Genomic DNA, 12,782 nt, shown 5'->3' with positions numbered 1-12,782 from the left:
GTCCGGGCCATGAGCCCCGGGCGGAAAGCCCACCCCCTCCCCGTACCGCCGACCACAGAAGTGCGAGCGTGAGATGCCCGACTACACCGACCATTACGGCCCCGAAGGGCTGCTGACGCGCGGCACCGTCATCGTGGTGCCCGGCCGAGGCGAGACGCGGGCGACCTACGCCCGGCTCGGCAAGCGACTCGCCGCCGACGCCTACCGCGTCCGGGTGATCGACGCCCCCGTCGTCGAGGACGGAGGGGACGGCGGTACGGCCGGTCCCCTGACCGCGTTCGCGGACCGCCTGGCCGAGGCCGTGGTGGGAACGGCGGGTGACGGGACAGCGGGTGCCGACGGCATCGTCCACCCGGTCGTCCTGATCGGAGCCGACTCGGGGGCCGCCGCGGCCGCCGCACTGCTGGGCCGGGCGGAACTCCCCGCGGCCGGCCGCCCCGACGCCCTCGTCCTGGCGGGTCTTCCGGGCCGGGCCACCGGGGCCGTCGACACCTGGGACGCGGAGCTCGATGTGCGCACCTCCTGCCCCACCCATCGCACCACGCTCACCCAGGACTCCCAGGTGCGGCGGGGTTCGCTCAGCGTCCCGATACCGGATGCCGTGCTCACGGCCGCCCACGACGGCGACATCGACGTACCCGTCCTGTTCCTCATCGGCGACGCCGATCCGCTCGCCGACCACGAGGCGCTCACGCGCACCGCGACGTCACTGGACCGGGCCCGGCTGTCGGTGGTGCGCGGCGCCCATCACGACGTCCTCAACGACCTCCAGCACCGCTCGGTGGCGGCCGAGATCATCACGTTCCTGGAGACACTGCGCGATGAACTGCGGCCCGTGCTCAGGGTGGAGACGAGTTCGTGGTGAACGCCTGGGCCTGAACGCCCGGACCCGAACGCCCAGACCTGCCGACCCCGACTGAAAGGTCCCTCCATGGCCGCCGTCCTGTCCGTCTCCGGAAGTCCCTCCGCCACCTCCCGCACCGCGCGCCTGCTGCGCCATCTCGACGAGCGCCTCCGGCTCCAGGGCCACGAGGTGACCGTGCTCGACGTGCGCACCCTGCCCGCCGAGGCACTGCTCACCGCCGACGTCCAGCACCCGGCCATCGCCGACGCCGCGGCCCGGTTCGAGCAGGCGGACGGCATAGTGATCGGCACCCCCGTGTACAAGGCCGCCTACTCGGGTCTGCTCAAAGCACTGCTCGACCTGCTCCCGCAGTACGCCCTGACCGGCAAGACCGTCCTGCCGCTGGCCACCGGCGGGAGCACGGCCCATGTGCTGGCCATCGACTACGCGCTGCGCCCGGTGCTGAGTTCGATGGGCGCGGGGCACATCGTGCCGGGATGGTTCACCCTCGACAAGGACATCACCGTCGCCGACGACGGCACCACGGCCGTCGCACCGGCCGCCGCCGAGGCCCTGGCACAGGTCACGGACCAGTTCTCCGCCGTGGTCAGCGGCCGAACGACCCTGCTGGCCCCCGCCGGCTGAGCACAGCCGGCCGAGGCGAGCGGACCGAGTGGGTGAGGCCGGTTCCGCCTGGATATCGTGGCCGGTCATGGAGCTACGCACGCTGCGCTATTTCGTGGCCGTCGCCGAGGAACTCCACTTCGGCCGGGCCGCCGCCCGGCTGCACATGAGCCAGCCGCCGCTGAGCCGGGCGATCAAGCAGCTGGAGACGGACGTCGGCGCCGTGCTGTTCCACCGCTCTGCCGCCGGAGTCAGCCTCACCCCGGTCGGGGCGACGCTGCTCGAGGAGGCGCGCACCCTGCTCGACCAGGCCGACCAGGTGCGCGTACGCGTGGCCGCGGCGGCCGGCGCCGCGACCATCACCGTCGGCATCCTGGGCGACAGCACCGACCCGGGCGCGACACGGCTGGCCGCCGCCTACCGCCGGCAGCACCCGGGCGTCGAGGTCCGGGTCCGCGACACCGACCTGACCGATCCGACCTGCGGACTGCGCGCCGGACTGGTCGACGTCGCCCTGACCCGCGGGCCGTTCGACGAAACCGGCCTGACGGTGCGCGAGCTGCGCGCCGACCCGGTGGGCGCGGTGCTGCGCGCGGACGACCCGCTGGCCGGACGCGACCGCCTGAAGCTGGCCGATATGGCCGGCCGGCGCTGGTTCCGGTTCCCGGCGGGCACCGACCCGATCTGGCAGTCGTACTGGAGCGGCGGCGAGCCGCGCGAGGGCCCGGTGGTGCGCGCCGTCCAGGAGTGCCTCCAGGCCGTGCTCTGGAACGGCACGGTCGGGATGGCCCCGCTCGCCCTCGGACACGAGCCGCCCGAGGAGCTGACCGTGGTACCGCTGATCGACATGGCCCCGAGCCGCGTGGTGGCCGCGTGGAAAGCGGGGGACACGAACCCGCTGATCCGGTCGTTCGTCCGGATCGCGACGGCCGCCTACCGCGGAGATCCGTCAGAACGGCCCTGAGCGCCGCCCCGCCCGGTACGGGGCGCGGGCGGCTCGCCCGGCGGTTCCCAGCCGTGGGCGAGGATGTCGAAGATGGCCTCGACGGCGGCCCGGCGGTCCTGCCGGCCGCGAGCGAGGGCCGGGATCTCGAGTACGAACCGGGCGAGCACCCCGCAGGCGAGGTCATCGTGGTCGACGCCGATCTCGTCGGCGATGGCCGCGCCGAGCGCGTCGGTGTGCCGGGTCCACATGCGTTCGGCGTACGCGCGCAGCGCCGGTGTGGTCTCCACGAGGTGGGTGAACTCGGCCATCTGGGGATGTGCCGCGATCGGCAGCCAGCTGTCGAGGACGTGCTGCCGGAGGGCGTCGGGGATGCTCTGGCCGGCGGCTCGCTGCCGCACCGCGGCGATCAGTGCTGCCTCCCGGTCCTCGTCCTGGTCGAATACCAGCGCTTCCTTGCCGGTGAAGTGCTTGAACACCGTCGTGGTCGACACATCGGCCGCGTCGGCGATGTCACGGATGCTCACCTGGTCGTAGCCGCGTTCCAGGAAGAGCCGGAGTGCGGCGTCGGCGATCGCTTGCCGGGTGGCGGCCTTCTTGCGTTCCCGGCGGCCGACGGGGGGCGTGGTCATGGCGTGAGCATATCCGATAGTTGCATGGATAGCTAAGTTGCCTCGTTGCACTTTTTACATCGTTCTGCTTTTCTGAGGTCCGCACGCCGGGCCCCGCTCGCCCATGCCCCCCCTCTTCGCCCATCGACAGGGAACCCACCATGACCTCTCCCGCACCCGCCCACGCCCGCATCAGCGTCATCGGCGCCGGACCCGGCGGACTGACCTGCGCCCGCATCCTCCAGCGACACGGCATGGACGTCACCGTCCACGACCGCGACCCGGGCCCCGACGCACGCAACCAGGGCGGCACCCTCGACCTGCACGCCGACAACGGCCAGATCGCCCTGCGCGAGGCCGGTCTGCTCGACGAGTTCTTCGCACTGTCCCGCCCCGAGGGGCAGGAAATGCGCCACTGGGACCCCTCCGGCACGCTGACGGGACATCACATACCGGCGGCCGGTGAGCTCTTCAAGCCGGAGATCGACCGCGGCCAGCTGCGCGACCTGCTGCTCGACTCCCTCCACCCGGGAACCGTGCGCTGGGGCCACGCCCTCGACACCGTCAGCGGGCCCGCCGACGGGCCGCGGCGGTTGCACTTCGCGAACGGTACGACCATCGAGACCGATCTGGTCATCGGCGCCGACGGCGCGTTCTCCCGGGTGCGCCCGGCGGTGTCCCCCGCCGTCCCCGAGTACACCGGGGTGGGCTTCCTGGAGGCGTGGTTCTCCGACGTCGAGAACCGGCACCCCGACATCGCCGAACTGGTCGGTCCGGGCAGCGCCGCCGCGGCCGACGGCGACCGGGGCCTGTTCGCCCAGCGCAACAGCGGAAACCACATCCGCGTCTACATCATCCGGCGAGTCCCGGCCGACTGGCTCACCAGGAGCGGCCTGACCGCCGACGACACCGACGGCATCCGCGCCCTGCTCCTCGAGGAGTACGCCCACTGGTCGCCCCGGATGCGCCGGATGCTCACCGACAACGAAGGTCCCTACGTCGACCGCCCGCTGTTCGCCCTCCCGGTCCCGCACACCTGGGCGCCCAACCCGACGGTGACCCTGCTCGGCGACGCCGCCCACCTCATGCCCCCGCTGGGCGTCGGCGTCAACCTCGCCATGCTCGACGCCGCCGAACTCGCCCTCGCGCTCGCGAACGCCGCCACGGTCGACGACGCCATCCGCACCTACGAGAAGACCATGCTCCCCCGCTCCACCGAGACGGCCAAGGCCCTCGAAGGCGGCGCCGAGCACCTGCTGTCCACCGACGTACCCGACTTCGGCCACGACGCCTAGGCGTACGCGGTGTTGTGACGCGGTCCTGTGCGGTGGCGGCGGCCGATACGTGGTTGATACACAGCTGAGCGGCCACGGAGGCCCGGCCTCGCCGGGGCGGAGATCTCCTTCGGCATCATGGGAGGCTCCGCTCCTCGCACAGGTTGGTGAACATGTCCTACGCAGCCGCCGGTGACGGTGGTCCCACGCCCGTCACGATCCTCCTGGTGGAGGACGACGAGGTGATCCGCAGGTCGGTCGCGATGGCGCTGGAGCGCTACGGCTACCGCGTCACCACGGCCGGAGACGGGCTGACCGGTCTGGAGCTGTTCCGGGACGGGGGCCATGACCTGCTGCTGCTGGACGTGATGCTGCCGGGGCTCGACGGCATCGGACTGTGCCGCCGGATCCGGGAGACCAGCATGGACCCGATCCTGATGATGTCGGCCCGCGGCGACGCGCTGGACGTCATATCCGGCCTGGAGGCGGGCGCCGACGACTATGTCGTCAAGCCGGTCGACACCGCGGTGCTGGTGGCCCGGATCCGGTCGCTGCTGCGGCGGGCCACGTTCGCACCGGCCACCGCACCCGCCGATCCGGCCGCCCCAGCGACGGCCACCCCGGCGGCGGTCGGATCGGCGGGCCACCAGCCGGGCCGGCCGAGCCGCCCCGAGCAGCCCGAGCCGCGCCCCGAACGCGCCCGGCTCCGCTTCGGTGACCTGGCCATCGACACAGGCGGCCTGGAGGTGTTCCTGGCCGGTGAGCCGATCGCGCTGGCACCCACCGAACTGCGGCTGCTGCTGGAGTTCGCCGCGCATCCCGGCATCGTGCTGGACCGGCAGACACTGCTGCGCAACGTATGGGATTACGGCTGGGACGGCGACAGCCGCGTCGTCGACCTGTGCGTCCAGCGGTTGCGGAAGAAGATCGGCGCCGGACGGATCGAGACGGTCCGCGGCTTTGGCTACAAGCTGAGGCGCTGACGTGGGCACCCGGTCCCTGCTCAACTGGCGCTCCCTGCGCTGGAAGATCGCCCTGCTGGTGGCCGCGGCGTGCTGCGGCATCGCGCTGACGGTCGGACTGCTGGTGCACCACAGCACCTACGAGCGGTCCATGAACGAGGGCGCGGCCAAGGCGCACACCGCACTGGACACCGCCCTCACCCCGGGCGGCCGGAGCGGGCCCGACGCCGTCGTCCGCGCCCCCGGGGAGATGCCACCGGAGCTGGTGCGGAGGGTGCGGACCCAAGGGGAGGCGGCCGTGTACGACGAGAGCAAGCCCTACCGTCCGCGGATGTGGGCCGGAAAGCGGCTGTCCGACGGCCGTCTGGTGGCCACCTGGGTCGATATGACGCCCGACCAGCTCAGCCGCCGCGCCCTGGACCGGCACATGTGGAAGTACTCGCTGGCCGCGCTGGCCGTCGTCGTCCCCGTGTCCGCCCTCGCCGCCGAACTCCCCAACCGACGGCTGCGGCGGGTGGCGCGGACCGCACGACGTATCGCCTCGGGCGACCTGGACGCCAGGACCGAGTCGGGCGGCCGGGCGGGCGACGAGATCACCGAGATCTCGGCCACCGTCGACTCCATGGCCGACAGCCTGCGGGACCGGCTGCGCGGTGAACAGCGCTTCACCGCCGATGTGGCACACGAGTTGCGCACCCCGCTGATGGGCCTGGTCACCTCCGCCGAGCTGCTCCCCGAGAGCGAGGCCACCGATCTCGTCAGGGACCGGGTGCGGGTGATGCGCACCCTCGTGGAGGACCTGTTGGAGATCTCCCGTCTCGACGCCGGTGTGGAACGCGCCGATCTGCGGCCCGTCGCTCTCCCCGACATGGTCCGGGACTCGCTGGCCCGCACCGGTCTCGAAGCGACCCTCACGGCCGGGGCCGCGCCCGGCGTGGTCGAGACGGACCCGCGCCGGCTCGACCGGATCCTCGCCAACCTGCTCACCAACGCCCACCGGCACGGCGGAGCGCCGGTCGAGGTCACCATCGAGGGAACGACGGTCGTGGTCCGCGACCACGGCCCCGGTTTCCCCCACAGCCTGCTCGTGGAAGGGCCGCAGCGGTTCCGCACCGGCGCGGCCGAGCGCGGCCGCGGTCACGGACTCGGGCTGACCGTCGCCTCGGGCCAGGCCCGGGTCATCGGCGCGGCGCTGCACTTCTCGAACGCCACCGACGGCGGAGCCGTCGTCACGCTCCGGCTGCCGCCGACGGGCTGACGCCACAGAGCTGATACACAACGGATGACCGGCCGAGCGGTGCCGGAGCCACGGTCACGACCCCGCGGAAATCCGGCCCGGCCAAGGTGGCCGACGTGCGCGAGCGCAGCACATCGACCACCTTGGAGGTGCCTTGCACATGGACCGTGACCGTATCCCCCAACCACCTGGCACGGGCGTGGCGCAGCCGCCGCGGCCGGGCCGCTCGTGGCCTCCCCTCCGCAAAGCCGGTGCCACGGCCGTGGTGCTCGTGGCCGTCATCGGCCTGTGCGTCGGACTCACCTCAGGAGAGGACGGCTCGCTGTCGTGGCCCTGGCCGCGGGAGGGCCAGACGAGCGTGCTGGTCGAGGGCACCGGTGATACCGGGGAAACCGGCGGCGCCGGCGGCACTGGTGATACCGGCGACATCGGTGATGTCGCCACCGAGGGCGCCCAGAGGCCGGTGCCGATCGCCAGCGTCACGAAGGTGATGACCGCGTACGTGATCCTGCGTGACCATCCACTGCGGGCCGGCGAGGCCGGTCCCGACATCACCGTCGACCAGCCGGCCGCCGACGAGTCCGGCTCGGGCTCGGAGTCGAGCGTGCGGGTGCGGGCCGGACAGCGGCTGAGCGAACGACACGTGCTGGAACTGATGCTGATCCCCTCCGGGAACAACATCGCCCGGCTGCTGGCCCGCTGGGACGCGGGCTCGCAGGAGGCGTTCGTGGCGGAGATGAACCGGGCTGCCCACGATCTGGGCATGCGCCACACCACCTACAGCGGCGCCAGCGGCATCGAGTCCACGACCACCAGCACCAGCGCCGACCAGCTGAAGCTGGCGCGGCGGGTGATGCGGGACGAGGTGCTCCGAGCCATCGTCGCCAAGCCCAGCACCACCGTCCCCGGTGTGCCCGGCCCGATCCGCAACACCAACACCCTGCTGGGCACGGCCGGTGTGATCGGCCTCAAGACCGGCTCCAGCACACCCGCCGGTGGCGCCCTGATGTGGGCGGCCACCGCGCCCGACGGCGCGGGACACGACCGGCTGATCCTCGGCGTCGTCCTCCACCAGCGCGCGGGCTCCAGCCCCCAGGAGGGGCTCCAGGCCGCGCTCGACAGCAGCCGCACCCTGATCGAGGCCGTACGACGGTGGGTGTCGACGACCACCTCCGGGACCTGGTGAAAGCACCATGACCACCTCCCTCGACACCCCTTCCACACCGCCGGCGCCCGCTCCCCCGCCCGAGACCGACGAGAGCGCCACGACCGGCGGCGTCTGGCGGCGGGGCCGGACCATCGCCGTGCTCGCGCTGACGGCCGCGGCGGCGATGCTGTTCCACGCCCATATCCCCAACCAGGTCGGCCACCTCGGCAGCCTCGTGGAGACCTTTCTGCTCTGGACCGGGCTGGCCGTGCCGACGCTGCTGCTCTGTGCCCTCGTCCGCCGGTCCGCGACCGCCGCCGTGGCCGTCGTCCTGCCCGCGCTCACCTGGTGCTCGCTGTTCGGCGGGACGCTCCTCGACAAGCGGGCGGACGGCGGAGACCTGACCGTGGTGTCCCACAACGTCAACGAGCACAACCCGCACCCCGCGCACACCGCACGCGCCCTCGCCGCCTCCGGTGCCGATGTGCTGGCCCTCGAAGAGCTGGGCAGCGCGACAGCGGAGTACGAGAGAACACTGGCCGCCACCTACCCGTACCACGTGGTGCGGGGCACGGTCGGACTGTGGAGCGGCTACCCCATCGACGCCTCCCGCACGGTGGACATCGCGCCCTGGCCACGCGCCCTGCGCGCCACCGTGCGGACACCCAAGGGGCCGGTCACCGTCTTCGTCGCCCATCTGCTGTCGGTCCGGTTCACTCCCTTCTCGGGTTTCGCCACCACCGCGCGCGACGCCGCCGCGCACCGCCTCGGCGACGCCCTGCGGGCCGAACCGGCGGGGCGCACCGTGCTCGTGGGCGACTTCAACGGCACCTTCGAGGACCGGGCGCTGTCCGCCGTCACCTCCCGACTGCGCTCGGCCCAGAGCGAGGCGGGCGCCGGGTTCGGGCTCACGTGGCCCGCCTCCCTCCCCGTGGCGAGGATCGACCACATACTCGTGCGCGGCGTGGATCCGCGCGCGTCCTGGACCCTGCCCGCCACCGACAGCGACCACCTGCCGGTGGCGGCGACGCTGAGGCTGTGATCCGGGCGAGTCACCCGACCGGGCCGGTGAGACACCGAGCCGCCGAGCCGCCGACTCCGCCACGGATGCCACAACGTCCGCGACGCCGGGGTGCATCACGGGCTGCCTGGGGTGAAACGGACTGCGGCGGTGAGGAGATGACGCCTCCGGCGTGGCGGACCGGCGGTCCCGGCGTGGTGCCCCGGCCACCGCCGAAGTGAAAGCCACTTATATAATTGGCCAATGCATCGTTCGCTGGGACCCGACGAGTGTCGGATGGGGCAGGGCCCGAGAGGGCCACTGAGCGACATCGGCGGGCTCTCCGCGTCCTGCGTACGTCCGGCCGCTCCGGGGCACCGCGCGACTGTGTGACCGCCCCGCACGTCCGGCCACACCCCTTGTACCCGCCAGAGAAACGGAGGCCAGTTGACGACGCCGGCTATCGACTCACCCCCGTCGGCCACGGACCCGCACCCCACGCACCCTGCCCGTGGATTCGCCCCGCCCCGAGTCGGCGGACCCAGACGCTGGTGGGACTGGGTGCTCGCCGCCGATCCCGGCCTCGGCCACCTTCAGGCGGGGTGGCGAGCGCTGGTGTCCATGACCGTCTCCCTCTCGGTCGGTTACGGGATGACGCATGTCCTGGACGTGCCCACCATGCTGGGCATGGTGGTCGGCGGCATGATGGGGCTGATGAGCGCCTTCGTGGTGGCCGAGAACACCCCGCTGCGACTGGCGCGTTCCAGCCTGTGGATGCCCCTGCCCTACTGCGCCGCCCTGCCGATCGCCTCATGGGCGCATGCGCACCGGATGCTCGACCTCACCCTCTTGGTGGTGACGCTGGCCTTCGCGTTCTTCCTGGCCCGCTTCGGTCCCATCGGCCTGCTGACCGGCATGATGACCTTCAACGCCTTCATGGTCGGCGGCATCATCGTCATCCCGCTGGACACCTGTGGGCCGCTCGCCGTCATCGCCCTGGTGGCCTCGGTGGCCGTACTGCTCGCCCGGCTGCTGCTGTGCTACCCGATGCCGCGTGAGGACCTGCTGCGCACCCAGCGCGCCTTCCTCGTCGAGGCCCGCAGGATCGCGGACGCCGCCGCCACCGCCCTGGACCCCGACGCCGACCAGGCCACGGCGGTCAAACGGATGAGCCGCGCGCAGCGCCGGCTGAACATCACCACCGTCACCATCGACGGCCACCTCGCCCAGCCCGAGGTCGCGGCCGACCCGGACACCGCCGAGCTGCTGCACCAGTACCTCTTCGACGCCGAGCTCGCCCTCCAGGGCATCGGCCAGGCGATCCAGAAGCTGACGGCCCGCCAGGTGCCGGCTCCGCTGCGCGAAACACTCGTGATCGGCCTGGTCATCGCCCGCGACACCCATCTGGGGCAGGCCGACGCGCTGCGCCCGGCCGCCGAGCTGATCCGGCAGCAGGCCGCCGCCGTCCCCGAAGGGACGAGCGCGGAGCAGGCGGAGGTGCGCGCCCTGGCCCACCGTGTCGCGGACCTGCTGGACGGGCTCGCCGAATCCCTCGCCCGCTGGCTGGAGCTGGGGTGGAGTTCGTCCACCGTGCGGGCCAGGGTGCCGTTCCAGCCCACCGTGGCGCTGGAGCGCAACCGTCCGGCCGAAGCCGGTCCCGCCGCCAAGCGGGTCGCCGCCGCGCAGGCCGGTCCGGGGTGGCGGCGCGCCGTTCCCTCTCTGCGCGCCCCGCTCCAGGCCGGGGTCGCCGCCGCCATCACGTGCCCGCTGGCCGACGCCATCAACGGGCAGCGCTTCTACTGGGGCCTGGTCGGCGTGATGATCACGCTGTTCGGCACGAACACCACCCATGAGCGGTTGCGCAAGCTCGCACACCGTGTGGTGGGCACGGCCGTCGGCGCGGTCATCGGCATCGTCCTGCTGCACCTGATCGGGCCGGGCCACATCTGGTGGACCCTGGCGGTGATCGTCGGCGGGCTGGCCATCGGCTCCTGGGGCATGCAGCGCCAGTACGCGTACTGGGTCGTCGGCCTGGTCGCCGCGCTCGTCCAGATGTACGGCCTGACCACGCCGTACGACGACGTCAACTGGCTGCTGACGCAGCGTCTGATGGACAACGCGCTGGGCTGCGCGATAGCCACCGTCTGCGCCGCGGTGATCTTCCCGGTCTCGACCCGCAAGGTCGCCGGCGAGGTCCAGCGCGGCTACCTGTCCGCGATGGAACACCTGATCCAGCAGGTCGCCCTGCGCTGGACCGATCCCAAGGCCCCGGTCCGGCTGCGCGGCGCGGCCCGCGCCCTGGACGCCGCCCTCCTCCAGGTGCGCAGCGTGGTCAGGCCACTGGTCCGGATGCCGCTGGGCGGCCGGGGGCGCGGCAACGAGAGCGCGCTCGGGATTCTCAACACCGCCACCCGGCACGCACACACCCTGGCCGCGGCGGCGGACGTCGACATCCGCCTCGCTCCTGAGTCGGCCGCCCGTCTGCGGCGCGTCTGCGATGTCTTCGTCGACTCCCTCCACGCCCTGGACCGGCGCATCACGAAGGGCGAGGAGGGCGGCACCTGGGTCCGGGTCAGTCCCCTGATCCACGAGCTGACGGACCATCTGCGCACCGCCGACCGGCCACGCGCCGACCGGCTGCACACCGCGCTGCACGAGCTGGCGGCGCTGGACGAGGCGCTCGCCGCGCTCGCGGAGGGCCGGGGGCTGGCGACGACCACCCCGCCCACCACACGGACCGCTCCGGCCGACCGCACCCACACGGCCCTCGCCGCCTGGGCGGCCACCCTGCGTCCCGGCACGGCCACGAACACGGCGCGCGCCCACAGCGCGGGCGCCCCCGCCGCCGGCCACCGCACGACGGCGCCTGCCGCCACCGCGTCTTCCGCCGGGTCCACGTCTTCCGCCGGCTCCGGGACGGTCACCGTCAGCGGCGCGCTGCACTGCCCGGCGCACCCGGACGGCTGTTCGGCGTGGATCACCGTGATCAGCGATCGGGGCAAGCGCGAGGCCCTGGTCCGGGCCGCCGGCGGTGGCTACCGGCTGCCCGGTCTGCGACCCGGCGGCTACACCTTGATCGCGTCCAGCCCGGCGCATGCGCCGCGTGCGGAGTTCCTGCTGGTGGCGCCCGGCCACGCCCAGCGACACGACATCACGCTCGCCCCGGCCGGCTGACCGAGGAGCCCACCGGCCTGCCGCGTCATGGACGCCGTGGGGGACGGCCCCTGTCCCCCACGGCGTCCTCGTGGTTCCGGGCGCGGCCAACCGGATGACCGGTCGGCCGGTAGGAAACTAGACTTCCGGCTGACTCATCCACACCGAAGTGAGGGAATCCATGGCCGAACTCTCGAGAATCACGGTCGAGCCGAGGGAACCGCTGGCCGCCGAGGTCTCGCGCCGCCTCATCGACTATCTGATGTCCGGCGCGGTCCAGCCCGGCGACCGCATCCCCTCGGAGCGCCGGCTCACCGAGATGCTCGGAGTCAACCGGCCCACCGTGCGCGAGGCCATCAAATCCCTCGGATTCCTGGGGCTCCTGGAGATCCGGCAGTCCAGCGGCACCTACTTCCGCGGCGCCGACTCCGACGTCCTGTACCGCCTCTTCGAACTCGGCCTGGTGCTCGGCGAGCGCGGCGCGCAGGACATGCTGCGGGCCCGTGCCGAACTCGAGGTCGTCGTCGCGGGTCTGGCCGCCGAGACCCGCGACGAGGCGGGGGTGCGGCTGCTGCGGGCCCGGCTCGCCGCGATGCGCGAATGCCCCGACGCGGAGTTCGCCGAGGCGGACACCGCGTTCCACGCGACCCTCGCCGAACTGGCCGGGAACACGGTCCTGCGGGACATGCTCAAGGGCATGCGCGCCGTGATCCAGCGCGGCTGGGTCGAGCGCACCGGCGCCGTACGGCCCCGCGAGGTCGCCTACGCCGACCATGTGCCGATCTTCGAGGCGGTCGAGAAGGGCGATGCGCAGGCCGCCCGAGCGGCGATGGCCCGGCATATGGAGAGCGCCTCGCGCCGTCTGCGGGAGGCGCTGGAGCAGCGCACCGCCGACTGATCCGCCTCACGCGGCGCCCAGGTGCCCCGCGCCCGCCAGGGTGCTGACGCCGTCCTCCGCCGCCTCGCGTTCCAGCATCCGGCGGGCGC

General features: G+C 72.9%; 11 protein-coding genes. 10 read left to right on the top strand and 1 reads right to left on the bottom strand.

The features are described from left to right. Positions 1 to 73: 73 nt before the first annotated feature. The 3 genes from PS467_RS38330 (at position 74) to PS467_RS38320 (ending at position 2,432) form a co-directional block, all read left to right on the top strand. Positions 74 to 865 carry an alpha/beta hydrolase gene (locus tag PS467_RS38330; protein ID WP_311039128.1) on the top strand — a complete coding sequence of 264 codons (792 nt, stop codon included), beginning with the start codon at positions 74 to 76 and terminating at the stop codon, positions 863 to 865. A 66-nt stretch (positions 866 to 931) separates the two neighbouring features. Further along, positions 932 to 1,489, top strand: coding sequence for an NADPH-dependent FMN reductase (ssuE, locus tag PS467_RS38325; protein WP_311039127.1), 558 nt, complete (start codon positions 932 to 934; stop codon positions 1,487 to 1,489). 67 nt (positions 1,490 to 1,556) lie between these two features. Further along, positions 1,557 to 2,432, top strand: a complete 876-nt coding sequence (locus PS467_RS38320) for a LysR family transcriptional regulator (protein ID WP_311039126.1) — start codon at positions 1,557 to 1,559, stop codon at positions 2,430 to 2,432. On the opposite strand, the gene PS467_RS38315 is transcribed toward PS467_RS38320, so the two are convergent. After that, complete coding sequence (locus tag PS467_RS38315) at positions 2,402 to 3,043, bottom strand: TetR/AcrR family transcriptional regulator (protein WP_311039125.1); 642 nt, start codon at positions 3,041 to 3,043, stop codon at positions 2,402 to 2,404. The two genes, PS467_RS38320 and PS467_RS38315, sit on opposite strands and share 31 nt — an antisense overlap. Before the next feature lie 140 nt (positions 3,044 to 3,183). Here PS467_RS38315 and PS467_RS38310 point away from each other — a divergent pair, with 140 nt between their 5' ends. The 7 genes from PS467_RS38310 (at position 3,184) to PS467_RS38280 (ending at position 12,693) form a co-directional block, all read left to right on the top strand. Then, the gene (locus tag PS467_RS38310; RefSeq protein ID WP_311039124.1) at positions 3,184 to 4,317 is read left to right on the top strand and encodes an FAD-dependent oxidoreductase; all 1,134 of its coding nucleotides are present in this window, start codon (positions 3,184 to 3,186) and stop codon (positions 4,315 to 4,317) included. A gap of 152 nt (positions 4,318 to 4,469) precedes the next feature. Next, positions 4,470 to 5,279, top strand: coding sequence for a response regulator transcription factor (locus PS467_RS38305; protein ID WP_311039123.1), 810 nt, complete (start codon positions 4,470 to 4,472; stop codon positions 5,277 to 5,279). Between the two features lies 1 nt (position 5,280). Beyond that, on the top strand, positions 5,281 to 6,516 hold the full coding sequence (locus PS467_RS38300) for a sensor histidine kinase (RefSeq protein WP_311039122.1): 1,236 nt from the start codon (positions 5,281 to 5,283) through the stop codon (positions 6,514 to 6,516). A gap of 139 nt (positions 6,517 to 6,655) precedes the next feature. Beyond that, on the top strand, positions 6,656 to 7,681 hold the full coding sequence (locus tag PS467_RS38295; RefSeq protein ID WP_311039121.1) for a D-alanyl-D-alanine carboxypeptidase family protein: 1,026 nt from the start codon (positions 6,656 to 6,658) through the stop codon (positions 7,679 to 7,681). 7 nt (positions 7,682 to 7,688) lie between these two features. Continuing rightward, positions 7,689 to 8,684: an endonuclease/exonuclease/phosphatase family protein gene (locus PS467_RS38290; RefSeq protein WP_311039120.1), complete on the top strand. Its 996-nt coding sequence runs from the start codon at positions 7,689 to 7,691 to the stop codon at positions 8,682 to 8,684. 405 nt (positions 8,685 to 9,089) lie between these two features. Next, on the top strand, positions 9,090 to 11,816 hold the full coding sequence (locus PS467_RS38285; protein WP_311039119.1) for an FUSC family protein: 2,727 nt from the start codon (positions 9,090 to 9,092) through the stop codon (positions 11,814 to 11,816). A 160-nt stretch (positions 11,817 to 11,976) separates the two neighbouring features. Further along, positions 11,977 to 12,693: a FadR/GntR family transcriptional regulator gene (locus PS467_RS38280; protein ID WP_311039118.1), complete on the top strand. Its 717-nt coding sequence runs from the start codon at positions 11,977 to 11,979 to the stop codon at positions 12,691 to 12,693. The last annotated feature ends 89 nt before the right edge of the window (positions 12,694 to 12,782 follow it).

This window comes from Streptomyces luomodiensis (assembly GCF_031679605.1).
GTDB lineage: Bacteria > Actinomycetota > Actinomycetes > Streptomycetales > Streptomycetaceae > Streptomyces > Streptomyces luomodiensis.
The sequence above is the reverse complement of the archived record's forward strand: the minus strand, read 5'-3'. Positions and strand labels throughout refer to the sequence as shown.

Excerpts from the sequence above, each read along its gene's own strand:
- PS467_RS38310 (WP_311039124.1), top strand. The coding sequence starts at position 3,184 with ATGACCTCTCCCGCACCCGCCCACGCCCGCATCAGCGTCATCGGCGCC.
- PS467_RS38280 (WP_311039118.1), top strand. The coding sequence starts at position 11,977 with ATGGCCGAACTCTCGAGAATCACGGTCGAGCCGAGGGAACCGCTGGCC.
- ssuE (WP_311039127.1), top strand. The coding sequence starts at position 932 with ATGGCCGCCGTCCTGTCCGTCTCCGGAAGTCCCTCCGCCACCTCCCGC.
- PS467_RS38320 (WP_311039126.1), top strand. The coding sequence starts at position 1,557 with ATGGAGCTACGCACGCTGCGCTATTTCGTGGCCGTCGCCGAGGAACTC.
- PS467_RS38295 (WP_311039121.1), top strand. The coding sequence starts at position 6,656 with ATGGACCGTGACCGTATCCCCCAACCACCTGGCACGGGCGTGGCGCAG.
- PS467_RS38305 (WP_311039123.1), top strand. The coding sequence starts at position 4,470 with ATGTCCTACGCAGCCGCCGGTGACGGTGGTCCCACGCCCGTCACGATC.
- PS467_RS38315 (WP_311039125.1), bottom strand. The coding sequence starts at position 3,043 with ATGACCACGCCCCCCGTCGGCCGCCGGGAACGCAAGAAGGCCGCCACC.
- PS467_RS38290 (WP_311039120.1), top strand. The coding sequence starts at position 7,689 with ATGACCACCTCCCTCGACACCCCTTCCACACCGCCGGCGCCCGCTCCC.
- PS467_RS38330 (WP_311039128.1), top strand. The coding sequence starts at position 74 with ATGCCCGACTACACCGACCATTACGGCCCCGAAGGGCTGCTGACGCGC.